The following is a 23255-nucleotide window of genomic DNA, read 5'->3' on the forward strand; positions in this document are numbered from 1 at the left end:
GCGAGCGCGTAGTGGCGAGCTAAGCGTGAGACGAAACTCCGGATGATTGCTGCGCCGCCGAAGCCGGCGATGTTCTGTGCTTCTTGTTTGTCGTGCTTCTGGGCTCGGCGTGTGCTTCGCGACGTGACGCGGGCGATCTGGATCGGCGTTGGCGTCGTTCTTGCTTAGTGATCCTTCGTCTTCCTCTGGAGTCGTCGGAGATGTCTTCATCGGGAACCATCACGGCGGGTGCCGTGCAGGAATTACTATCCGCGCTGGTCCGGCTTCGCCCGGAATCCGCCGGAATCAATGCCCGTGCGGGCATTTCGCGGGCGAAGCTCGACGATTCCGCCGAGATGCTGCCGCTGGCTGCGTTCACCTCGATGCTCGAGGCGGCTGCGCATGAAAGCGGCAACCGCACGCTCGGCCTGGAACTCGGCAAGGATTTTCGCCTCGCTGCCCTCGGGCCGATCAGTGATTTGGTGCACAGCGCGCAAACCGTCGGCGACGCGCTGGAGGGCTTCAGCCGCTTCTTCGCCTGCGTGCAGACGAATACGCACACAACTCTGTCGGTGAGTAACGGCGTGGCGCGGTTGGCTTATGCAATCCAGGACCCGGCGATCCGGTTTCGCGAACAGGATGCCGGTTTCTCGCTCGCGATCGAGCACTCGATGTTGCGCGGCCTGCTCGGCCGGGCCTGGCGTCCGATCGGCGTCGACTTCGAGCATGCCGCCGGCGACGATCTGCCGTTCTATCAGCAACATTTCGATTGCCCGCTGCGGTTCGGCCGGCGCGACAATGCGCTGCTGTTCCCCGCGCGGCTGCTGGATGCGCCCGTGCCGTGGGCGGACCGCAACCGCCACGCCCGGCTGCGCGTCGATCTCGCCGAGGCGATGCGGCGACGTGAGAACCTCCTCGACCTGGTGCGCGGCGTCGAGGCGTGGATCGCGGCCTCGCTGTGCCGCTCGGGCACGACCGATATCGAGGTCGCGGCCGGCGATTTTGGCATGAGTACGCGCTCGTTCCAGCGCAAGCTCGCCGATCACGGCGCCAACTATCTGGACATCCGCAACCGCGTCCGCGCGGATATCGCCCGCTGCATGCTGATCGAGACCCGCACGCCGGTGACCTCGATCGCGCTGCAACTCGGCTACAGCGAGACCAGCGCGTTCTCGCGTGGTTTCAAGAGCCAGGTCGGCGAAACGCCGGTCGAATTCCGAAAGCGAAGGCGCGGCGTGGAAGCGGCGGCGGCAGCGTAGCAGCCGAACCAGGCACGAACGCAAACCGGGGGGATTCGGGTCGTTTAACAAGCACGACCTCATGGTGAGGAGGCGCGTAGCGCCGTCTCGAACCATGTGCCGCGGGCGCCTTGTGGCCCATCCTTCGAGACGCCCGGCTCCGCCGGGCCCCAGGATGAGGAGCAGTGCCTTCGGGAGGCCGCATCGCTTCAGTCGGCCGAGTGAAGCCGAAGTGATGTGGATGGATGTGGATCGTCAGCAATCCAGCGTCATGTCGCGTTCCCAGTCGGTCAGGTGGCGCGCGAAGTCGTTCCATTCCTGGTGCTTGAGCTTCAGATAGGCTGGGACGTATTCGCCGAGGCTGGTCTTGAGCAGTTCGGACGCCTCCAGCGCGCGCAGCGCGTCGAGCAGGTTCAGCGGCAGCCGCTTGGCATCGGCGACCGTGTGGCCGTCCTGATACATGTTGATGTCGAGCCGCTTGCCGGGATCGCGCTGGCGCTCGATGCCGTCGAGACCGGCGGCGAGGATCGCGGCTTGCATCGCGTAGGGATTGGCGGCGCCGTCGGCCAGCCGCAGTTCGAACCGCCCTGCCTCGGGAATGCGGATCATGTGGGTCCGGTTGTTGCCCGAATAGGTCACCGTGTTGGGCGACCAGGTCGCACCGGACGTGGTGCGCGGCGCGTTGATGCGCTTGTAGGAGTTGACCGTGGGGTTGAGAATCGAGGCGAGCGCGTCGGCCGAATGAATGATGCCGCCGATGAAGTAATAGCCGAGCGGCGAGACACCGAGCTCACCGTCCTCGTCCTCGAACGCGTTCTTGCCGTCCTTCCAGAGCGACACGTGGACATGACAGCCGTTGCCGGTGAGATTGGAGAACGGCTTGGGCATGAAGGTCGCCCGCATGTCGTGCTTTTCGGCGATCGACTTCACCATGTATTTGAAGAAGGCGTGGCGATCGGCGGTCACCAGCGCGTCGTCGTAGTCCCAGTTCATCTCGAACTGGCCGTTGGCGTCCTCGTGGTCGGTCTGGTAGGGCCGCCAGCCGAGCTGCAGCATGCCGTCGCTGATCTCGCGGACCACGTCGAACCGCCGCATCAGCGCCGATTGATCATAGCAGGGCTTGCTCTGGCGGTCGGCACCGTCCTTGATGCTCTGGCCGTCGGCGGCGATCAGGAAGAACTCGCATTCGACGCCGCTCTTGAGTTGAAGCCCCTTCTCGGCCGCCCTGGCTTTGAGCTTCTTCAGCAGGTTGCGCGGCGCCTGCTCGACCGGCTTGCCGTTCATCCACAGATCGGCGGCGAGCCAGCCCACTTCCGGCTTCCACGGCAGCTGGATCAGGCTGTCGGGATCCGGAATGGCGAACAGATCGGGGTCCGCGGGGGTCATGTCCAGCCAGGTCGCGAAGCCGGCAAAGCCTGCGCCGTTCTTGGCCATCGTGGCGATCGCTTCTGCCGGCACCAGCTTGGAGCGCTGGGTGCCGAGCAGGTCTGTGAAGGATATCAGAAAGTACTTGATGTTCTTCTCTTTGGCGGCCGCTACGAGGTCGACGGTCATGGAGTCCTCTTGATCCTGCTGTGAGGCTTCGTCAGTAACGTTGTCCGGGAATCCAGTCGGTGCCGACCAGCGGCACGCGGGCGATCGCAGCCGCTTCGACCGTCAGGGCGACGAGGTCTTCGGGCTCGAGATTGTGAACGTGGCTCTTGCCGCAGGCGCGCGCGATCGTCTGGGTCTCCAGCGTCAGCACCGACAGGTAGTTGGCGAGCCGGCGGCCGGCGAGGATCGGGTCGAGCCGGCGCGCCAGCTCCGGATCCTGCGTGGTGATGCCGGCCGGGTCGCGGCCCTCGTGCCAGTCGTCATAGGCGCCCGCATGGGTGCCGAGCGCCTCGTAGTCCTTTTCCAGCGCCGGGCTGTTATCACCGAGCGCAATCAGCGCCGCAGTGCCGATCGCGACCGCGTCGGCGCCGAGCGCCAGCGCCTTGGCGATGTCGGCGCCGTTGCGGATGCCGCCGGAGACGATCAGTTGCACCTTGCGATGCATGCCGAGATCCTGCAGCGCCTCGACGGCGGGGCGGATCGCCGCCAGCGTCGGGATGCCGACGTTCTCGATGAACACTTCCTGGGTCGCGGCGGTGCCGCCCTGCATGCCGTCGATCACGATCACGTCGGCGCCGGATTTCACCGCCAGCGCCGTGTCGTAATACGGCCGGCTGGCGCCGACCTTCACGTAGATCGGCTTCTCCCAGTCGGTGATCTCGCGCAGCTCCTCGATCTTGATCTCGAGATCATCGGGGCCGGTCCAGTCGGGATGGCGCGAGGCCGAGCGCTGGTCGATGCCGGCCGGCAGCGTGCGCATGTGGCCGACGCGTTCGGAAATCTTCTGGCCGAGCAGCATGCCGCCGCCGCCCGGCTTGGCGCCCTGGCCGATCACGATCTCGATCGCGTCGGCGCGGCGCAGATCGTCCGGGTTCATGCCATAGCGCGACGGCAGATACTGATAGATCAGCGTCTGGGAGTGGCCGCGCTCCTCCTCGGTCATGCCGCCGTCGCCGGTGGTGGTGCTGGTGCCGGCCAGCGTCGCACCGCGGCCGAGCGCTTCCTTGGCAGCGCCGGACAGCGAGCCGAAGCTCATGCCGGCGATGGTGACCGGGATCTTCAGCTCGATCGGCTTCTTGGCGAAGCGGCTGCCGAGCACGACTCCGGTGCCGCATTTCTCGCGATAACCCTCGAGCGGATAGCGCGACATCGAGGCGCCGAGAAACAGCAAATCGTCGAAATGCGGCAGCCGCCGCTTCGAGCCGCCGCCGCGGATGTCGTAGATGCCGGTCGCCGCGGCGCGCTGGATCTCGGAGATCGTGTAGGGATCGAACGTCGCCGAAACCCGCGGGGTCGTGCGTGGAGGAGTAGCAGACATCAGAAGTCCCCGTCAGTAAGAGGCGGCGTTGTCGACGTGGAAGTGGTAGAGCGTGCGCGCCGAGCCATACATCCGGAAGTCGTCGACCTTGGTGTCGTCGAGCCCGGCACGGCCGAGCAGGGCAGCGAGCCGCTCGCGATCTTCGTCCGCCATCGGCTTTTCGATGCAGTCGGCGCCGAGACTCTTCACCTGGCCGCGGACGAAGATCGTGGCTTCGTAGATCGAGTCGCCGAGCGCTTCGCCGGCATCGCCCAGCACCACGAGATTGCCCGCTTGCGCCATGAAGGCGCTCATCGAGCCGATCGACCCTTTCACCAGGATATCGATGCCCTTCATCGAAATGCCGCAGCGCGCCGAGGCGTCGCCGTCGATGATCAACAGGCCGCCGCGGCCGGTGGCGCCGGCGGACTGGCTGGCGTCGCCCATCACATGCACGGTGCCGGACATCATGTTCTCGGCGACGCCGGTGCCGGCATTGCCGTGAATCCGCACGCTGGCGAATTTGTTCATGCCGGCGCAGTAGTAACCGACGTGGCCCTTGATATCGAGTTCGATCGGCACGTTGAGGCCGGCGCCGATGGCGTGCTTACCTTGTGGGTTGTCGATTTCCCACGCCGTCTGGTTGGTGTCCGGCGTGAGGCGGTGGAGCGCTGCGTTCAGCTCGCGCACGGAGCTGACGGCGAGGTCACAGGTCGGCATTACGAACGTTCCCAGGCGTAGACGGTGGCGGGCTCGGGCTCGAATACCCGGGCTTTCTCGATCGCGGGCAGCACCGACAGCGCGCGATATTCGGAGCCGAACGCGACGTAGTCGTCGGACTCGGCCATGATGGCGGGCTTGCAGGAGATCGGATCGCGCAGCACCGCGAAGCCGTCGCGGGTGCCGACCACGAAGGTGAAGAAGCCGTCGAGATCGTTGAGGCTCGAGGTCAGCGACTGCTTCAAGCTGTCGCCCTGGTTCATCCGCCAGGTCAGATAGCCGGCGGCGACCTCCGAGTCGTTCTGCGTGGCGAAGCTCATGCCTTCGCGCACCAGCGTGCGGCGGATGCTGTTGTGGTTGGACAGCGAGCCGTTGTGCACCAGGCACTGATCCTCGCCGGTCGAGAACGGATGCGCGCCGTTGATGGTCACCGCCGACTCGGTCGCCATGCGGGTGTGGCCGATGCCGTGGCTGCCGCTCATCGCCGGCAGCGCGAATTCGTTGACGACGTGTTCCGGCAGGCCGACGTCCTTGTAGATCTCCATGTGGGTGCCGACGCTGACGAGTTGCACCTTGCCGGCGTTGGCCTTGACCCATTGCAGCGCCTTGGGCTCGGCATCGCGCGGCAACCGCGCCACGATGTGATTGGCGCGGACGGTGAGGGTAATCGGGCCGCCGAGCGCGGCCGAGAACTCCTGCGCCAGTGCTTCGGTCGCGCTGGCGTCTTCGGCGCGCAGCGTCAGCTTGACCTCGTCGGCGCTGCCGGCGCCGTACACTGCGACGCCGGCGCTGTCCGGCCCGCGGGCCGACATCGTCACCAGCATCTTCGACAGCATGGCGCCGAGTTGCGGCTCGAGTGCCTTGTTCTTGAGGAAAAGTCCGACGATCCCGCACATGGGCTGACTCCATTGTTGGCGCCAGCATATCCACGGACAAATCGTCCCGTCAACTCTGGGGAACGTAAGTTTCCTGATAAGAAATTAGCCAGTCCGCCCGAATTGGTGGCGACAGTTCCGGCCGTGGGCGGGCCTTGGGGAACTGACGCCTCGACCGCGGGACGGCGCGCAGCCTCTGCGCCGGAGGTTCGTCAGCTCCGCGGATAGACGATGATCGACAAATAGGTCATCGGCAGCTTCACCAGCGTTTCCGGGCCGTGCAGCGCGCCGGAATCGAACAGCATCGAGTCACCGGGGCGGAGCCGATAGGAATTGTCGCCGTGGCGATAGATCACCTCGCCGGTCAGCATGTAGATGAACTCCATGCCGGCGTGCTGGAAGGCGGTGTAGGTGGTGGCGCCTTCCTGCAGCGAGATCAGATACGGCTCGACCACGACGTCGCCGCCGATCACATGGCCGAGCAGCTGATAGCGGTGGCCGGCCTTGGAGCCGCGCCGTTCGATCGTCACGCCCTGCTTGGCGCGGACGAAGGAGCAATCCCGCCGCTGCTCGGAAGCCGCGAACAGCAGGCTGAGCGGCACGTTCAAGGCTCCGGCGATCGATTGCAGCGTCGACAATGACGGCGAGATCTGGCCGTTTTCGATCTTGGACAGCATGCCGGCTGAAATCTTCGAGGCGCTGGAAAGATCGGAAACCGACAGATCCCGCTCGCGCCGGATCGCGCGAATTTTTGCGCCGAGCGCGCGTTCCAGGCTGCGCTCGCCGTCCTGCGGGGCGCTCGACCCGGTGCGATAGTCGGCTGAGCCGCGGCCCGGCTCCGCCGGCTTGGCTTCGGTCTTCTTCATTGCTGGAAAAATCCTTATCAAACGAGGCTGTCCGCTCATCAATATGCCGCACACAGGCGTGGTTTCAACCGATCAATCCGGGGTTGTGTGGTCGGCGGCAGATGGATTCCGGCGCATCCTCGCGACAGCTTTATCGGACTCTCGGACAAATCGCGCTGGCCCCGGCGACGGAGCACCTGCCGTTCACGCGACCAAGCGTTGTCGGGTGTTCTGCACAAGCACGATGCGCCCGTGCCTTCCGACCTATCAGTTCCATGCCAATCCACTACGCATCGCCGGATCGCTCGCGGCAAAACTGAAATCAATGGCGCGGCTTTCATCCATCGCCGCCGAAAGCTGTGACTACCAATGCAATAAGTTTACTCTTGAGAATAAGTTACCGCTCGATATCGTCCGGAAACTAGATTTCGTGGTGAGAAAACACCTCCTGGAGGCGATCGATGCGAACTAGTCGGCGGTCATTTCTAAAAACTACGGCGCTCGGGGCGGGTGCCGCCATTGCCGCGCCCTACATGTTTGTCCGGACCATCGACCAGGCGTGGGGCGCCCAGTCGTGGATCAAGAAAGGTGAGCCGATCAAGGTCGGCCTGCTGTTCTCGCTGTCCGGCGGCCTCGCCGTGCCCGAAGAAGACTCCACTCTGGTGATGCAATACGCGATCGACGAGATCAACAAGGCCGGCGGCGTCGCCGGCATGCCGATCGAGCCGATGATCGTCGATGCGAAGTCGGATTTCAAGGTCTACTCCGAGAAGACCAAGGAACTCATCCTGCGCAACAAGGTGGTGTCGATCTTCGGCTGCTACACCTCGGCGAGCCGCAAGGCCATCCTGCCGACCGTGATGGCGCAGGATCATCTGCTCTACTACCCGACCTGCTACGAAGGCGCCGAATGCACGCAGAACACCATCTGCACCGGCCCGCTGGCCAACCAGCATTCCAAGGACCTGATCCCCTACATGGTCCAGCAGTTCGGCAAGAAGGTGTTCTTCGTCGGCTCCAACTATGTCTGGCCGAAGGAATCCAACAAGAACGCCAAGATCTGGCTGGAGAAGGCCGGCGGCGAACTGCTCGGCGAGGAGTACATCCCGCTCGGCAGCTCCGAATTCGGCCCGGTGCTGAACAAGATCCGCGACGCCAAGCCGAACTTCATCTTCTCGACCGTGGTCGGCGCGTCCGACATCGCGTTCCACAAGCAGTTCAAGCAGGAAGGCTTCAAGGTCGACTCGATGCCGATCGCCTCGCTCACCACCGGTGAGATCGAAACCCGCGCGATGGGCAACGAATTCGGCGCCGGCCATTTCCTGTCCGCGCCGTACTTCCAGGCGCTGGACAACCCGACCAACCACAAATTCGTCGAGGGTTTCCTCAAGAGCAAATACGGCAAGAACGGCACGACGCACTACAACATGGAGGAGACGTATCTCTCCGCCTATGTGTTCAAGGCCGGGCTCGAGAAGACCATCGCGGCGGTCGGCGTCGAGGGCGTGACGCCGCGGGCGATCCGCGATCACTCCGGCGGCGTCAAGGTCGAGGACAACATCTCCCCTGAAGGCCTGATCTGGATCGACGACCAGAACTTCAACACCTGGCTGAAGCCGAAGATCGGCCAATGCCAGGCGGACGGCAGCTTCAAGATCGTCAAGGCTGCCGAGGAGCAGGTCGCGCCGGATCCGTATTCGATCTACCCGGACATCGGCAAATGCACCGCCGACGGCCTCAAGGGACCGGACGGCAAGCTGCGCAAGAGCGTGATCTGACCGCTCGAGCTGCGACCGCTCGCGCCTGACCATCGGCGACGACCGGGCCTGCCCGTCGGCGCCGCCCCATCCGACAACGCGCGAAGGCGATGCCGCCTTCGCCGAACCTTGCCGCATGACCTGCCGCATGATTTGGAGCGACTATGGCCGTCGGATCGTTCTTTGGCTCGTTCGACTGGAACGCCTTCATCAACGCGCTGATCCTCGGCGTGTCGATTGCCAGCATCTGGCTGATCGCGGCACTCGGCCTGACCATCATCTACGGCACCGCCGGCGTCATCAATATGGCGCACGGCGAGTTCATCATGCTCGGCGCCTACAGCTCCTACATGCTGCAGAGCTATGTCGGGCTGCCGTTCTTCCTCTGTGTCCCCGCCGCCTTCGTGATCGTCGGGCTGGTCGGGCTGCTTCTCGAGCGCGGGCTGATCCGCTATCTCTACAAACGTCCGCTCGATACCCTGCTGGCGACGTTCGGCGTGTCGCTGGTGCTGATGCAGGGCGTGCGGCTGATTTTCGGCAGCGATCCGAAATATCTCGCGGTGCCGCCGATCTTCACCAGCAATTTCCAGTTCGGTTTCGTCAACATCTCGGCGTTCCGTGTCGTCGTGCTGGCGATCACCATCGGCCTCGTGGTCGCGCTGTGGGCGTTGTTCTATCGGACCCGGTTCGGCGTCCAGGTCCGCGCCGTGATGCAGGACAAAGAGATGGCGGCGTCGTTCGGCATCAACTCCGACCGCGTCTATATGCTCACCTTCGCGATCGGCGCCGGACTAGCCGGCATCGCCGGCTCGCTGTTCGGCGTGCTCAACATCGTGCTGCCGACGATGGGCACCGGCTATGTGGTGCAAGCGTTTCTGGTCGTGGTGGTCGGCGGCGGCACGCTGGCCGGCAGCGTCATCGCCGGCGGCGCCACAGGCGAGCTGCAGTCGATCTTCGCCTATTTCACCAACGACACCTTCGCCCGCTTCGTTCTCTACGTGCTGATCGTGGTGTTCCTGCGCATTCGACCGCAGGGCCTGTTCGCACCGTCGGCCAGGCGACGTTAGCCCCTTCGAGCGATCAGCGAGGCGACCATGAACATCTATCATAATGTCAAGGCGCAGTGGCTGGCCTATGCGGTGTTCTTCGCGGCGCTCGCGGTGGTGCCGGTGCTGGTCAGCGATTCCTTCCTGCTGAATCAGTTCGCCACCTATGGGGTGTTCGGGCTGCTGGCGCTGTCGATCAGCCTGTGCTGGGGCTTCGGCGGCATCCTCAACCTGGGGCAGGGCATCCCGTTCGGGCTCGCTGCCTACGGCATGGCGATGACCATGCAGATGCAGACGCAGGACGCGGCGAACCCGCTGCCGCCGTTCATGCTCAACAACAGCCTCGACCATCTGCCGATGTTTTGGGAGCCGTTTCGCAACACCACTCTGGGCATTATCCTGTCTCTGATCGTGCCGACGCTGTTCTGCGCCATCTTCGGTGGGCTGATGTTCCGCGCCCGCGTCTCCGGGCCGTTCTTCGCCATCATGACGCTGGCGATGCTGAGCGCGTGGTACACGCTGATCCTGGACGTGCAGCCCTACACCAACGGCGCCAACGGCATCACGCCGCCGTCGCCGCTGAAGCTCGGTGAGTACAGCGTCGATCCTTACAGCCCGGCGGCGTATTGGACCGTGCTGCTGCTGCTGCTGGTCGCGACCGTCACCGCCAAGCTGATGACGCTGAGCCGGTTCGGGCTGGTGGTGCAGGCGGTGCGTGGCGACGCGGAGCGGGTGCGCTTCCTCGGCTACAACGTCGCCGGCTATGAGACGCTGGTCTACACCATCGCGGGCTTCATCGCCGCCGTCGCCGGCTGCTGCTGGGTGATGCTGACGCAATACGTCTCGCCGGCGCAGTTCGACACAACGTTTAGCCTGTCGATGGTGATCTGGGCCGGCATCGGCGGGCGGCTGTCGCTGCTCGGTGCGATCGTCGGCGCGTTCCTGATCCAGGGTGCGCAGAGCTATCTGGGCGACACCTTCCTCAACACCTGGCTGCTGGTGCTCGGCGGCTTCTTCATCCTGGTGGTGCGCTTCCTGCCGAAGGGGCTCGCCGGCCTGATCGAGAGCGCGCTTGGCCGCCTGACCTCTCGGCGCGGTCGCGACGACGGCAACGGCGTCGCTGCTTCCCGCCTCGTTCCGCAACCCGGCGAATGAGGGCGCAGCGATGAGCTTTCTCGAGATCAAGAACCTCAGCAAGAGCTTCGACAGCACGCCGGTGATCGTCGATTTCAGCATCGAGATCGTCGAGGCGACGCTGTGCTGCCTGGTCGGGCCCAACGGCGCCGGCAAGACCACCACGATGGACCTGATCACCGGCCGGCAGAAACCGACCTCCGGGCAGATCCTGTTCTGCAACGACGACATCACCGGGCTCGATGAGCACGAGATCGCGCGCCGCGGCATCGGTCGCAAATTCCAGGTCCCCGCCGTGTTCCGCGATCTCACGGTGCGGCAGAATCTCGAAGTCGCCTACAGCAAGAGCACGAGCCCGATCAAGAACATGTTCCGCTTCCGCTCGTCCGGCTTCGCGCAAAAGCTCGACGAGGTCGCGGCACTCGCCGGCCTCACGGAGCGTCTCGGCGTCGAGGCCGGCATCCTGTCGCATGGCGAAACGCAGTGGCTCGAGATCGGCATGGTGCTGATGCAGGACCCGCGGCTGCTGCTGCTCGACGAGCCCGTCGCCGGCATGACCGAGGCCGAGATCGAGAAGACCGTGCAGATCTTCAAGGGCCTGAAGCAGACCAACACGCTGGTTGTGGTCGAGCACGACATGGCGTTCGTCCGCGAGATCGCCGATGTGGTCACGGTGATGCACATGGGCAGCCTGCTGGCGCACGGGCCGATCGCGGAGATCGAGGCCAACGCGCGCGTCCGCGAAGTCTATCTCGGCGATGCGGAGGCCTGACCATGCTGCTCGCGATGGACAACGTCACCTCCTATTACGGCAAGACGCCGATCCTGAAGGGCTTCTCCTTCGGCCTCGAACAGGGCAAGTGCCTGTGCGTGCTCGGCCGCAACGGTGTCGGCAAGACCACGCTGATGCGCACCATCATGGGGCTGACCGACCGCTCCACCGGAGCGATCGCCATCAACGGCGCGGACATCAGTGCGGCCCAGACCTACGACCGCGCCAAGCTCGGCATCGGCTACGTGCCGCAGGGCCGCGGCATTCTGTCCGAATTCACCGTGCGCGAGAACATCCTGCTCGGCACCTTCGCCAGGCCGGACAGCGACGGCCAGATTCCCGAGATCTGCCTGCGGCTGTTTCCGTATCTCAAGGCCAATCTCGATCGTCGCGCCGGTCTGCTGTCAGGCGGCCAGAAGCAGCAGCTCGCGATCGCGCGAGCGCTCGCGGTCGATCCCAAAGTGCTGCTGCTCGACGAGCCGACCGAAGGCATTCAGCCCAACATCGTTCACGAAATCGGCGAGACGCTGATGATGCTGAACAAGGAGCTCGGCATCACGCTGCTGCTCACCGAGCAGCACATCAAGGTCGCACGCCGGCTCGGCGATGATTTCCTGATGATCGACAACGGCCGCGTCGTCGCCACCGGCGCGATCGGCGAACTCGACGACGCGCTGATCCACAAGCACCTGACGATCTGATCGACAACAACCAACAGCAGGAGGATTACGATGATTCCCATTCCTCGCAAGACCACCGCGGATGCCGAGCGGATGATGAAGGTGCACAAGGAGTGCATCGACTCGATGAAGGGCGTCGCCGGCAACAGCGTGCTGAAATGCGCGACGCCGGGCGATACCACCACGGTGACCGGCGGCATCCACGAGGACTTCCAGCTCAACCGCGTGCTGCTGCGCATGCGCGCGGCGCCCGCCAAGGGCAAGCTGGTGGTGGTCTGCACCAAGGTCGAAAAAGAATGGCGGATCGCGCGGCTCAGCGGCATCCGCGGCGTGCCGCCGGAGTTCGTCACCGACAAGGTCTACGACAACGAGCAGGATCCGCAGCACGACATCTTCGTGATGCGGCTCGACGAATTCGCCGAGACCGACGGCTTCCCCGAGCACTTCCGCGAAGGCTGGAAGCGTCGCGATGATTTCTGGACCGTGACCTGATCACCGCACAACGCCGTTAAGCGCTCGCACCCCTCCGAGGAAGCTGCCATGAGTTGGATGAAGATTACCGGATACGCCGACAAGTTCAGCGCGCATCCCGGCGACACCATCAAGTTCTTCGTCAATTGCGACGGCCCCGCCGAGTATCGGGCCGAACTCGTCAAGATGATCCACGGCGACACCAACCCGCGCGGCCCCGGCTTCATCGAAGAGCCGATCAAGGCGGATTGCAACGGCACCTACAAGGGCGTCAAGCAGGAGATCTATTCCGGCTCCTACGGCTTCATCGTCGACAAGCCGCAGTTCCAGGTCGAAAGCGTCACGCTGCAATGCTGGATCTGGCCGACAACGCCGAAGACGCATCCGAAATACTGGAAGCACGGCGCGCAAGGACTCGTCACCAAGTGGCTGGACGGCAAGGGCTACGGCCTGTTCATCAACGAAGACGGCTGCGTCGAATTCCGCATCAACGACCAGGTGATCACCACCGGCGCGCCGGTGCGCGATCACGCCTGGCACTTCATCGCCGCCAGCTTCGATGGCGAGACCGGTGAGGCCGTGCTGTACCACGAGCCCCAGGTGGTCTATGCGCTCGATCCGGAGATCCCGCCGGTCACCAAGAAGCTGTCGACCAAGCTCGCCTATACGCCAGGCACGCCCACGGTGGTCGCCGGCTATTGCGGCAGCATCACGGATGCGCCGGTCGCCAAGGCTTCGGTGCCGCCTGGCATCCTGATCAAGGGCCACTACAACGGCAAGATCGACAGCCCTCGGATCTCCAGCAAGGCGCTGACCCGGCTCGAGATCGAGACGATGAAGCAGGGCGCGCAGCCGGGCTTGTCGGAACGGCGCAACTCCGGCCCGACCGGCAAGCTGTCCGAGACCATCGTCGCCGCCTGGGAATTCTCCGACGGCATCAACACCATCGTCGGCAAGGACAAGGGGCCATATCTGTTCGACCTGACCATCGTCAATTGCCCGACCCGGGCGATGACCGGCTACAACTGGCAGGGCCAGGTGTTCGATTGGAAGTCGGCGCCCGAGCAGTACGGCGCGATCCATTTCCACGACGACGATATCGATGATGCGCGCTGGCAGACCAGCTTCGAGTGGAAAGTTCCGGAAGGTACCAGCAGCAAGTTCTACGCGGCGAAGCTGACCTCCAAGGACGGCGACGAGGACTACATCCCATTCTGGGTGGTGCCGCGCGTCGGCCAGGAGCAGTCCAAGATCGCCTTCATGGTGCCGACCATCAGCTACATGGCCTACGCCAACGAGCACCTCGCCAACAACGCCGGCGGCGCCGAACTCCTCGTGTATCGCGTGCCGATCATGCAGCAGCAGAACATGTTCCTGTCGGAGCATCGCGAGTATGGCGGCTCGATTTACGACACCCACACCGATGGCAGCGGCCTCTGCCTGTCGTCGCGGCTGCGTCCGATCCTGAGCATCCGGCCGAAGTACGATCACTTCCTGGCGCAGGCGCCTTGGCAGTACCCGGCCGATCTGCACATGATCTACTGGCTGGAGAAAATGGGCTACCAATACGACGTCATCACCGACGAGGACGTCACCTATGACGGCCTGGCCCGGCTGGAGAACTATAACGTCGTGATTTCCGGCTCGCATCCCGAGCACAACAGCGGCCCGCAGCTCGACGCCTTGCACAATTACATGCAGCGCGGCGGTCGCTTCATGTATATGGGCGCGGACGGCTGGTACTGGGTCCACTCCTATCATCCGGCCTACAACGACCGCGGCCGCGGCGTCGTCACCGAAATGCGGCGCTGCGAATCCGGCATCCGCACCTGGCGGGCCGATCCCGGTGAGTACTATCACCAGGGGACGGGCGAACTCGGCGGCATGTGGCGGTTCCGCGGACGCTATCTGCACACCATCGCCGGCACCGGCATGTCGTCGGAAGGCTTCGATATCTCGACCTACTATTCGCGCACGCCGGAGAGCAACGACGCCCGCGTGGCGTGGGCGTTCGAAGGCATCGACTACGACGAGAAGCTCGGCAATTTCGGCCTGGTCGGCGGCGGTGCGGCCGGCACCGAGCTCGACATCGTCGACACCATGCTGGGGAGCCCGCCGCACACGCTGGTGGTTGCCACCTCGGCGGGGCGTCACACCGAGGGCTATCTGCTGGTGATGGAAGACTACGGCTTCAACCAGCAGGGCCTCGACGGCACCCAGCATCCGCGCGTCCGCTCCGACATCGCCTATCACGAGACGCCGAACGGCGGCGCGTCCTTCGCGTTCTCTTCGATCGCGTTCTGCGGCTCGCTGCCCTGGAACAACGGCGACAACAACATCTCCAAGCTGGTCGGCAACGTGCTGAACCGGTTCATGCAGGACGGCCCGCTGCCGACGCCGAGCCCCGAAGCGATCGTGCATCGCGGCCGCGCCGACTATGACCAGCCGATGAACAAGGCGCGGAAGTAACAGATCAGGGCGTCCGCCGCGAGGCGGGCGCCTTTCTCCCTTTGCGAGGCGGCCATGCTTGCACATCCGGACCTTGGCTTCGTCGACGGCGGCGTGGACTTCCTGCGCGCCGATCTCTACGCCTCGTGCCGCACGCGGTTCGGCGTTGCCACCGCGCTGCCGCGGCAGGCCTACAGCTCTCTGGTGTTTCAGGAGCTCGAGAACGAAAAGGTGTGGACGCGCGACTGGGTTTGCGTCGGCACCGCCGTCGAGATCCCCGACACCGGCGATCTGTTGCCCTACACGGTCGGCAACCACGCCATCCACGTCCAGCGGCTCGCCGCCGGCGGGCTGATCGGCCGCTTCAACAAGGCGCAGCATGGTGGCTGCCGGCAGGTTCCGGCGCAGTGTCGCACCGGCCGCAAGACCAAATGTTCCTACACCTCCTGCGGCCACAGCCGCGACCGCGGCGTGATCGAGGGCGCCGTGCTGTCCGGCGAGATGACGCCGCAGGCCGGGCAATATCTCGGCGGCAATCCGGATCGCCTGCTGCCGATCAGCATCAAGCGGCTCGGGCCGTTCATCTACGTCAATATCGATCCGGCCCGCGGCGCGACCGCCGAGCTGCCGTCGGTCGAGGGGGCGATCGAGCGCAACGCCATCCGCGTCGCCGGCGACTGGCGTGATGTCGCGGCGAACTGGAAGCTCGCCGGCGCGGCGCTGGTCGACACCGCGCGCTCGCACGCCGACGGCGGCGGCGCCAGCAACTATGTCTCGGCCGAATGGCACTTTCCAAATCTGGTCATCATCAAGTCGCGCCGTGCGGCGCTGGCGATCGTGCTGCAGCCGACCGGCTTCGATCAGGTATTGCTGCGGCTCTCGGTGTTCACCCACGAGCAGAGCGCCAGCGCGGCCTGCGACAGCCTGCTCGCGCTGGTGGAGCGCGCCGCTGCGACCGCCGTGACGGCGCAGGAGGAGATCGTCCGCCCCGCCACCTGCGACACCACCGAGGCGTCGCGCTCGGCGTGGAAGTTCAACCAGCATCTGATCGACCGCATCGCCGCGCAGCATCCGGTGTACTGGAACGCGCCGCTGATGCAGGCGCGGCTGGGGCGCTGAGCCATGGTGTTCAGCGTGCAGCAGGTGAAGTACGAGTTTCTCGCCTACATCAAGGAGTTCGATCCGATCTTCGCGAACTGGTATGTCGGCCTCGCGGACGAGCCGAAGCGCGCGCTGATGGATCAGCACGGCGTCCGGGATAGCGAAGATCCCTGGCTGTACAAGCAGCTCCTCACCAACCGCGCCGCCCGCACCGTGCAGGACTATTTCGTCGAGCACCTCGGCACGGCCGGCGCCCGTGATGCGCCGCAGACGGAGGAGTTCGACTGCGTGTATCTGTACAAGATCGCCGAACACACGCGCCCTTAGAGTGTCGGAAGTCCTTGCTGGCAACGCGGCGTGCGATGCCGTCGCAGGGATCCTGATGAGTTTCAACGTCATTGCGAGCGCAGCGAAGCAATCCAGGATCAGTCCACGGCGCTGGATTGCTTCGTCGCTTCGCTCCTCGCAATGACGGCTGAGCCGATGATGTTCCGTCGCAAATCTGTCGAGAACTGAGGAGAACCCCCATGCACGTGCAGGACGGCGAAAGCGCTTATCTCGCGAAGGATTTCGATCGCGCCAGGACGATCTGGGAGCCGCTGGCGGAGCAGGGCCATGCCGAGGCGGAAGCATGGCTCGGCGCGCTGTATGCCAACGGGCTCGGCGTCGAGCGCGACGTCGCGCGCGCCTTCGCCTATTATCTCCGCTCCGCCGAACACGGCAACGCGCTCGCCGCCAACAATGTCGGGGCGATGTACGCCAAGGGAGAGGGCGTTGCCGCAGACCCAAAAAATGGCGCGGCGTGGTTTCTGCGCGCGGCCGAGACCGGCGACGCGCTGGGGCAATTCAACTACGCGGTGGTGCTGACCAAGGGCATGGGCGTCGCGCCCAATCTCGCCGAGGCCGTGCGCTGGTATGCGCGCGCCGCGGAAGGCGGGCATTATCCGTCACAGGCCCGGCTCGGCTATTGCTACGCCAAGGGGTTGGGTACCAAGCCCGATGCGGTCGAGGCGTTCGTCTGGCTGACGCTGGCGAGCCGCCACGGCGTCGGCCTGGCGATGGCCGAGCTTGAAGAGCTGGTACGCGGCATGTCGGCGGAGCAAAAGGCGCAGGCGCAGCAGCGGCTCGCCGCACGCGACCAGGCGATGCGCCGCGGGGCCGCCTCACAGGTTGCGGTCGGCTGACGGCGTGCGCGCAAAGCGCTGCTTGTAGACGCGCGAGAAGTGCGTCGGGCTGACGAAGCCACAATCGGTGCCGATCTGAGTCACCGGCAGCGACGTCTGTCGCAGCAGAATGCGCGCGCGCTGCAGGCGGATCGTCAGATAGTGCCGCTCGATGCTGGTGCCGAGATGCGCGGCGAACAGCCGTTCGAGCTGGCGTAGCGAGACCTTGGCGGCCCGCGCGATCTCGCCGCGGCCGGCGGGCTCGCGCAGCCGGCGCTCCATCAGTCCGATCGCCGCCGCCACCGCAGGGTGGCCGAGCCGGCCGCGGTCGCGCGTCGCCTGGCGCTGGCTGGCATCGCCGAGGCGGATGTTGGTCTGCAGGAACCAGTCGCTGACCTTCGATGCCAGTTCGGGGCCGTGGTCGCGCCGGATCAGCGCCTGCATCATGTCGAGCCCGGCGACGCCGCCGCCGCAGGTCAGCCGCTCGCGGTCGATCTCGAACAGGTTGCGGGTCAGATCGAGATGTGGAAACGCCTCGGCGAAGGCGGGCGCGTGCTCCCAATGAATGGTGCAACGATAGCCGTCCAGCACCTTGGCGCGCGCCAGGATGTAAGGGCCGCCCGAGATGCCGCCGATCGCGACGCCGCGCCGCGCCAGACCGCGCAACCACGTCATCGTCCGGCGATCCGAAAATTTGGTGGGATTGCCGCCGGCGCAGATCAGCACGAGGTCGAAGTCCTGCGTCCCGTCGATCGCGCAGTCCGGCGTGATCGACAGGCCGCTCGACGCGCCGATCGGCCGGCCATCGATCGAGACGTGAAACCATTGATACAGTGGCCTTGCCGAAATCGCGTTGGCGGCGCGCAGCGGCTCGACGGCAGACGCGAACGACATCAGCGCGAAGCCGTCGATCAGCAGGAAGCCGACGCGGGTGGGCCGGGTCGTCTCGGGCGGGGGGCGGGGCAATGGCGCTCCTGGACAAGTAGATGTCGCTTTCAGTCTAGTGCTGGATTTCGTCCCGCGCCACAGTGCCGGTGAAGGATCGCACATGCGCTATTCGCTGTTCTCGCTGCTCGCCAACACGCTCTCCGGCCATCGCAACTGGCAGCCGACCTGGCGCGATGCGGCGCCCAAGCCCGCTTATGACGTGGTGATCATCGGGGGCGGCGGCCACGGGCTGTCGACCGCGTATTATCTCGCCAGCCGCTACGGCGTCCGCAACGTTGCAGTGCTGGAGAAAGGCTGGATCGGCGGCGGCAATATGGGCCGCAACACCACCATCATCCGCTCCAATTATCTCTTGCCCGGCAACATCCCGTTGTACGAGCTGTCGATGAAGCTCTGGGAGGGGCTGGAGCAGGACTTCAACTATAACGCGATGGTCAGCCAGCGCGGTGTGCTCAACTTGTATCACTCCGACGCCCAGCGCGACGCTTATGTCCGCCGCGGCAACGCGATGCGGCTGCACGGCGTCGATGCCGAATTGCTCGACCGCGAAGCCGTCCGCAAGCTGTATCCATTCCTGAACTTCGATCAGGCGCGCTTCCCGATCCAGGGCGGCCTGCTGCAGGCGCGCGGCGGGACGGCGCGGCATGACGCGGTCGCCTGGGGCTTTGCCCGTGGCGCGTCCGATCGCGGCGTCGACATCGTGCAGAATTGCGAAGTCACCGGCATCACCATCGTGAATGGCCGCGTCACAGGCGTCGAGACCACGCGCGGGCCGATTGCGGCTGGCAAGGTTGGCATCGCGGTCGCAGGCAGCAGCTCCAAGGTCGCCGCGATGGCGGGGATGCGGCTGCCGATCGAATCCTTCGTGCTGCAGGCGATGGTGTCGGAAGGGCTGAAACCGATCATTCCCGGCGTGATCACGTTCGGCGCCGGGCATTTTTACATCAGCCAGTCGGACAAAGGCGGGCTGGTGTTCGGCGGCGATCTCGACGGCTACAACAGCTACGCGCAGCGCGGCAATCTGCCGACCATCGAGGACATCTGCGAAGGTGGCATGGCGCTGATGCCGGCGATCGGCCGCGCCCGTATCCTGCGGACCTGGGCCGGCCTGGTCGACATGTCGATGGACGGCTCGCCGATCATCGATCGCACGCCGACGCAGGGCTTGTATCTCAACGCCGGCTGGAATTACGGGGGCTTCAAGGCGACGCCGGGCTCCGGCTTGGTGTTCGCGCATCTGATTGCACGCGACGAGCCGCATCCGGCCGCGACCGAACTGCGGCTCGATCGCTTCGCGCGCGGCGCGGTGATCGACGAAAAGGGCCAGGGTGCCCAACCGAATCTGCATTGAGGGCGCCATGAGAATCACCTGCCCGTATTGCGGTTCGCGCGATGTCTCCGAGTTCAGCTACATCGGCGACGCGGCGCCGCAGCGGCCGGACCCGGCCGGCGAGCCAGCCGCGGTCGAGGCGGCGTTCTTCGACTATGTCTATTTGCGCGACAATCCGGCCGGGCCGCATCGCGGGCTGTGGTATCACGGCTCCGGTTGCCGCAGCTGGCTGGTGGTGATGCGCAACCCGTCGACCCACGAGATCCTCGACGTTACGCTGGCGGCCGCGGAGGCGCAGCGATGAGCATGCCCTCTCGTCTCAGCGGTGGCCTGATCGACCGCAGCAAGCCGTTGCGCTTCAGCTTCGACGGCAAGCCGATGACCGGCTACGCCGGCGACACGCTGGCGTCGGCACTGGTCGCCAATGGCACGCGTCTGGTCGGCCGCTCGTTCAAGTATCACCGGCCGCGCGGCATCTTCACCGCCGGCCCGGAGGAGCCGAACGCGCTGGTCGAACTGCGGAGCGGCGCGCGGCGCGAGCCGAACACCAAGGCGACCACGGTCGAGCTGTATGACGGCCTCGAGGCGCACAGCCAGAACCGCTGGCCATCGCTGGCGCTCGACCTGCGCGCGGTGCATCAGCTCGCCTCGCCGCTGATCGCCGCGGGCTTCTACTACAAGACCTTCATGTGGCCGGCGTCGTTCTGGGAGAAGCTGTACGAGCCCATGATCCGCCGCTCCGCCGGTCTCGGCAGCCTGAGCGGCGAGGCTGATCCGGATAGTTATGAGAAAGCGACGGCGTTCTGTGATCTGCTGATCGTCGGCGCCGGGCCTGCGGGGCTTGCGGCTGCGCTCGCCGCTGGCCGTTCCGGCGCGCGGGTCATCCTGGTCGAAGAGGATTTCCGGCTGGGCGGCCGGCTGCTGTCGGAGGTGTGCGAGATCGACGGCGGCTCTGGCGCGGACTGGGCTCAGCAGGCTGAAGCCGAGCTCGCGTCGCTCGGCAACGTCCGCGTTCTGCGCCGCGCCAGCGTGTTCGGAATCTATGACGACGAGGTCGGCGTGCTGGAGCGCGTCGCCGATCATCTGCCGGTGCCGCCGGCGTCCACGCCGCGACAGCGATTGTGGAAGATCGTGCCGCGTGAGACGCTGCTGGCGACCGGTGCGATCGAGCGGCCGATCGTATTCGGCGGCAACGATCGCCCCGGTGTGATGCTGGCCTCCGCGGCGCGGACTTACGTCAATCGCTTCGCCGCGGCGCCGGGTCAGCGCGCGGTGGTGTTCACCTCGAGCGACGACGGCTGGCGCAGCGTCGCGGACCTCGCGCGTGCCGGCGTCGGCATAGCCGCGGTGGTCGATCCACGCCGCGAGGTCGCTGCTTCGATCCGCGACCTGGCCGGCAGCGTGCCGGTGCATCTCGGCGCCAGCGTCACCGATGCGATCGGTGGCCAACGGTTGCGCGCCGTCGAGATCGTCGGCGCGGACGGCGAGCGTCAGAAATTCGAGGCCGATCTGCTGGCCGTCTCCGGCGGCTGGAATCCGAATATCGCCCTCGCTACTCATCTCGGCGGCAAGGGTGAGTGGCGTGACGATCTGTCGGCGTTCGTCGCTGCCGGCGTGCCGAAGGGCATGACGTTAGCGGGCGCGGCGGCCGGACGCCTCACGACGGCGCAGGCGCTGGAGGATGGCGCGCGCTGGGGCGTCGAAGCCGCGAGCCGCTGTGGTCACAGCAGCGGCAGTCCGCCGAGTTATCGGGCGAGTGACGAAGCTTTCGCAGTATCGCCGCTGTGGCAGGTCGCCGGAGCGCGGAGCAAGGCGTTCGTCGATCTGCAGAACGACGTCACCGCCGAGGACATCGCGATCTCGGCGCGCGAGGGGTTTCGCTCGGTCGAGCATCTGAAGCGCTACACCACGCTCGGCATGGCGACCGACCAGGGCAAGACCTCCAACGTCAACGGCTTGGCGATGATGGCGGCGCTGACCGGCCGTGATATCGCCGCGACCGGCACGACGCGGGCGCGGCCGCCGCAGGTGCCGGTGGCGATCGCGGCGTTCGGCGGTCTCAGCGTCGGCAAGCACTTCAAGCCGACGCGGCTCACTGCCAGCCACGACTGGGCGATCGAGCAGGGCGCGACCTTTGTCGAGACCGGGCAGTGGCTGCGCGCGCAGTGGTTCGCCAAGCCCGGCGAGACCGACTGGCTGCAGAGCGTGGTGCGCGAAGTGAACGCGGTGCGCAGCGCCGTCGGCATCTGCGATGTGTCCACGCTCGGTAAGATCGCGCTGTGCGGCGCCGATGTCGGCACGTTCCTCGATCGGGTCTACATCAATACGTTCTCGACGCTGCCGGTCGGCAAGGTGCGCTACGGCGTGATGCTGCGCGAAGACGGTTTCGTGATGGACGACGGCACCACCGCGCGACTGGCGGATGATCACTACGTGATGTCGACCACCACGGCGAACGCCGTGAAGGTGATGCAGCATCTCGAATTCTGCCATCAGGTGCTGTGGCCCGAACTCGACGTGCAGATGGTGTCGGTCACCGAGCAATGGGCCCAGGTATCGGTCGCCGGCCCGCAGGCGCGTGCGCTGCTGCAGAAGCTGTTCGGCGACAGCGCCGACCTGTCCGACGCGGCGTTTCCTTACATGGCCTGCGGCGAGTACCAGCTCGGTAACGTGCCGGCGCGACTGTTCCGAATCTCGTTCTCGGGCGAACTCGCTTACGAGATCGCGGTGCCGGCGAACTATGGCGACGCGCTGATGCGCGCGCTGATGGCGGCGGGTGCGGGGCTCGGCGTCGTGCCCTACGGCACCGAGGCGCTCGGCGTCATGCGCATCGAGAAGGGCCACGCCGCCGGTAATGAGCTCAGCGGCCAGACCGTCGCGCGCGATCTCGGCCTCGGCCGAATGATGTCGACCAAGAAGGATTTCGTCGGGCGGGTGATGGCCGGCCGGCCGGCGCTGATCGACCCACAGCGTCCGACGCTGATCGGCCTGCGCCCGGTCGATCGCGCGACGCGGCTGCGCAACGGCGCGCATCTGTTCGCGCCGGGCGTCACGCCGTCGCCGGAGACCGATCAGGGCTACATCACCTCGTCGGCTTTCAGCCCATCGCTGGGCCACTGGATCGCACTGGCGCTGCTGGCGCGCGGGCCGGAGCGCATCGGTGAACGCATCCGCATCTACGATCCGATCCGCAGCGAAGACTACGAGGCCGAGATCGTGTCGCCGGTGTTCGTCGATCCCGAGGGAGGGCGGCTGCGTGGTTGAGTTGATGGTTCAGAGCCCCTGGCGGGCCCTCGCTCCGCGCGGCAGCGGCGCTGGCATCGTCGCGACGCCGATCGAGCGCCCCGGCATCGCGACCGTGATGGCGCGCAAGGGCCGGTTCGCCGAACTAATTGCGCGCGTGCAGGCCGATTACGGCGTCGCTTTGGAGGATGCCCCAAAACGTGTCGCCGGCGAGCGCGCGTCCTTTATCGGCATCGGCCCGGGCAAATGGCTGGCGGTTTCGCAACGGCCGGAGACCGGCTTCGTGGCGGTGCTCGCCGCACAACTCGACGGACTCGCCTCGGTGGTCGAGCAGTCCGACGGGCTTGCGATGCTGCATCTGTCCGGCCCTGATTTGCCGGCTGTGCTGGAGAAGGGCTTTCAGATTGATTGCGCGGCCTTGGGCGCGAACGGCGCCGCGGTCACCAGCGTGCATCATGTCGGCGCGACCATTTGGGCCACCGGCGACGGCGGTGTGGCGATCGCGGTCGCGCGCAGTCTGGTCGGTGGTCTGCTGCATTGGCTCGAAGCGTCCGCGGCCGTGCACGGCCTCGCGGTGACGCCCGAGCGCGGCTGACGCCTCTCACTTGTCCTGAC

General features: G+C 65.7%; 22 protein-coding genes. 16 read left to right on the top strand and 6 right to left on the bottom strand.

Annotated features, from left to right (window positions below; all coding sequences use genetic code 11):
* Positions 1–200: 200 nt before the first annotated feature.
* Entirely contained in the window at positions 201–1238 is a 1038-nt protein-coding gene (gene qhpR / locus IP86_RS04205) for an AraC-like transcriptional regulator QhpR (protein ID WP_082363834.1), read from the top strand.
* Positions 1239–1472: 234 nt separating this feature from the next.
* Here qhpR and glnT read toward each other — a convergent pair whose 3' ends face one another.
* The 5 genes from glnT to IP86_RS04230 form a co-directional block, all read right to left on the bottom strand.
* Positions 1473–2771 carry a type III glutamate--ammonia ligase gene (gene glnT, locus IP86_RS04210; protein WP_054161265.1) on the bottom strand — a complete coding sequence of 433 codons (1299 nt, stop codon included), beginning with the start codon at positions 2769–2771 and terminating at the stop codon, positions 1473–1475.
* Between the two features lie 31 nt (positions 2772–2802).
* Entirely contained in the window at positions 2803–4128 is a 1326-nt protein-coding gene (locus tag IP86_RS04215) for an FMN-binding glutamate synthase family protein (RefSeq protein ID WP_054161266.1), read from the bottom strand.
* 12 nt (positions 4129–4140) lie between these two features.
* Positions 4141–4827, bottom strand: a complete 687-nt coding sequence (locus IP86_RS04220; protein WP_054161267.1) for a GltB/FmdC/FwdC-like GXGXG domain-containing protein — start codon at positions 4825–4827, stop codon at positions 4141–4143.
* Positions 4827–5723 (bottom strand): class II glutamine amidotransferase, encoded by an 897-nt coding sequence (locus IP86_RS04225; protein WP_054161268.1) that lies wholly within the window; start codon positions 5721–5723, stop codon positions 4827–4829. Before IP86_RS04225 ends, IP86_RS04220 begins: the two co-directional genes overlap by 1 nt.
* A gap of 191 nt (positions 5724–5914) precedes the next feature.
* Positions 5915–6568, bottom strand: coding sequence for a helix-turn-helix domain-containing protein (locus tag IP86_RS04230; RefSeq protein ID WP_054161269.1), 654 nt, complete (start codon positions 6566–6568; stop codon positions 5915–5917).
* On the opposite strand from IP86_RS04230, the gene IP86_RS28530 reads away from it, so the two are divergent.
* The 11 genes from IP86_RS28530 (at position 6549) to IP86_RS04280 (ending at position 17140) form a co-directional block, all read left to right on the top strand.
* Complete coding sequence (locus IP86_RS28530; RefSeq protein WP_156332392.1) at positions 6549–7019, top strand: hypothetical protein; 471 nt, start codon at positions 6549–6551, stop codon at positions 7017–7019. The two genes, IP86_RS04230 and IP86_RS28530, sit on opposite strands and share 20 nt — an antisense overlap.
* A complete protein-coding gene (locus IP86_RS04235) occupies positions 7009–8325 on the top strand; it encodes a transporter substrate-binding domain-containing protein (RefSeq protein WP_054161270.1) in 1317 nt (438 codons plus the stop codon). Before IP86_RS28530 ends, IP86_RS04235 begins: the two co-directional genes overlap by 11 nt.
* 143 nt (positions 8326–8468) lie before the next feature.
* Positions 8469–9371 carry an urea ABC transporter permease subunit UrtB gene (urtB, locus tag IP86_RS04240; protein WP_054161271.1) on the top strand — a complete coding sequence of 301 codons (903 nt, stop codon included), beginning with the start codon at positions 8469–8471 and terminating at the stop codon, positions 9369–9371.
* A 27-nt stretch (positions 9372–9398) separates the two neighbouring features.
* Positions 9399–10505 (top strand): urea ABC transporter permease subunit UrtC, encoded by a 1107-nt coding sequence (gene urtC / locus IP86_RS04245; protein WP_054161272.1) that lies wholly within the window; start codon positions 9399–9401, stop codon positions 10503–10505.
* A 10-nt stretch (positions 10506–10515) separates the two neighbouring features.
* Positions 10516–11256, top strand: a complete 741-nt coding sequence (urtD, locus tag IP86_RS04250; protein WP_054161273.1) for an urea ABC transporter ATP-binding protein UrtD — start codon at positions 10516–10518, stop codon at positions 11254–11256.
* A gap of 2 nt (positions 11257–11258) precedes the next feature.
* On the top strand, positions 11259–11957 hold the full coding sequence (urtE, locus tag IP86_RS04255; RefSeq protein WP_054161274.1) for an urea ABC transporter ATP-binding subunit UrtE: 699 nt from the start codon (positions 11259–11261) through the stop codon (positions 11955–11957).
* A gap of 30 nt (positions 11958–11987) precedes the next feature.
* Complete coding sequence (locus IP86_RS04260) at positions 11988–12428, top strand: N,N-dimethylformamidase alpha subunit family protein (RefSeq protein WP_054161275.1); 441 nt, start codon at positions 11988–11990, stop codon at positions 12426–12428.
* A 48-nt stretch (positions 12429–12476) separates the two neighbouring features.
* Complete coding sequence (locus IP86_RS04265) at positions 12477–14876, top strand: N,N-dimethylformamidase beta subunit family domain-containing protein (RefSeq protein ID WP_082363836.1); 2400 nt, start codon at positions 12477–12479, stop codon at positions 14874–14876.
* A 54-nt stretch (positions 14877–14930) separates the two neighbouring features.
* Entirely contained in the window at positions 14931–15974 is a 1044-nt protein-coding gene (locus IP86_RS04270) for an aromatic ring-hydroxylating oxygenase subunit alpha (protein ID WP_054161276.1), read from the top strand.
* Positions 15975–15977: 3 nt separating this feature from the next.
* Positions 15978–16283 carry a hypothetical protein gene (locus IP86_RS04275; RefSeq protein ID WP_054161277.1) on the top strand — a complete coding sequence of 102 codons (306 nt, stop codon included), beginning with the start codon at positions 15978–15980 and terminating at the stop codon, positions 16281–16283.
* A 200-nt stretch (positions 16284–16483) separates the two neighbouring features.
* Positions 16484–17140, top strand: a complete 657-nt coding sequence (locus IP86_RS04280; RefSeq protein ID WP_054161278.1) for a tetratricopeptide repeat protein — start codon at positions 16484–16486, stop codon at positions 17138–17140.
* Here the strand turns inward: IP86_RS04280 and IP86_RS04285 are convergent.
* Positions 17120–18085, bottom strand: a complete 966-nt coding sequence (locus IP86_RS04285) for a GlxA family transcriptional regulator (protein WP_054161279.1) — start codon at positions 18083–18085, stop codon at positions 17120–17122. The genes IP86_RS04280 and IP86_RS04285 overlap by 21 nt on opposite strands.
* Before the next feature lie 82 nt (positions 18086–18167).
* Here IP86_RS04285 and IP86_RS04290 point away from each other — a divergent pair, with 82 nt between their 5' ends.
* Genes IP86_RS04290 through IP86_RS04305 form a run of 4 tightly spaced genes read left to right on the top strand, consistent with a single transcriptional unit; the run spans position 18168 to position 23235 of the window.
* Positions 18168–19418 carry a sarcosine oxidase subunit beta family protein gene (locus IP86_RS04290; RefSeq protein ID WP_054161280.1) on the top strand — a complete coding sequence of 417 codons (1251 nt, stop codon included), beginning with the start codon at positions 18168–18170 and terminating at the stop codon, positions 19416–19418.
* A 7-nt stretch (positions 19419–19425) separates the two neighbouring features.
* Positions 19426–19701: a sarcosine oxidase subunit delta gene (locus tag IP86_RS04295; RefSeq protein WP_054161281.1), complete on the top strand. Its 276-nt coding sequence runs from the start codon at positions 19426–19428 to the stop codon at positions 19699–19701.
* Positions 19698–22661, top strand: coding sequence for a sarcosine oxidase subunit alpha family protein (locus tag IP86_RS04300; protein WP_054161282.1), 2964 nt, complete (start codon positions 19698–19700; stop codon positions 22659–22661). Before IP86_RS04295 ends, IP86_RS04300 begins: the two co-directional genes overlap by 4 nt.
* On the top strand, positions 22654–23235 hold the full coding sequence (locus IP86_RS04305; protein WP_156332394.1) for a sarcosine oxidase subunit gamma: 582 nt from the start codon (positions 22654–22656) through the stop codon (positions 23233–23235). The genes IP86_RS04300 and IP86_RS04305 overlap by 8 nt, the downstream gene beginning before the upstream one ends.
* The last annotated feature ends 20 nt before the right edge of the window (positions 23236–23255 follow it).

Origin of the sequence: Rhodopseudomonas sp. AAP120 (genome assembly GCF_001295845.1) — a bacterium.
Taxonomy (GTDB): Bacteria; Pseudomonadota; Alphaproteobacteria; order Rhizobiales; family Xanthobacteraceae; genus Rhodopseudomonas.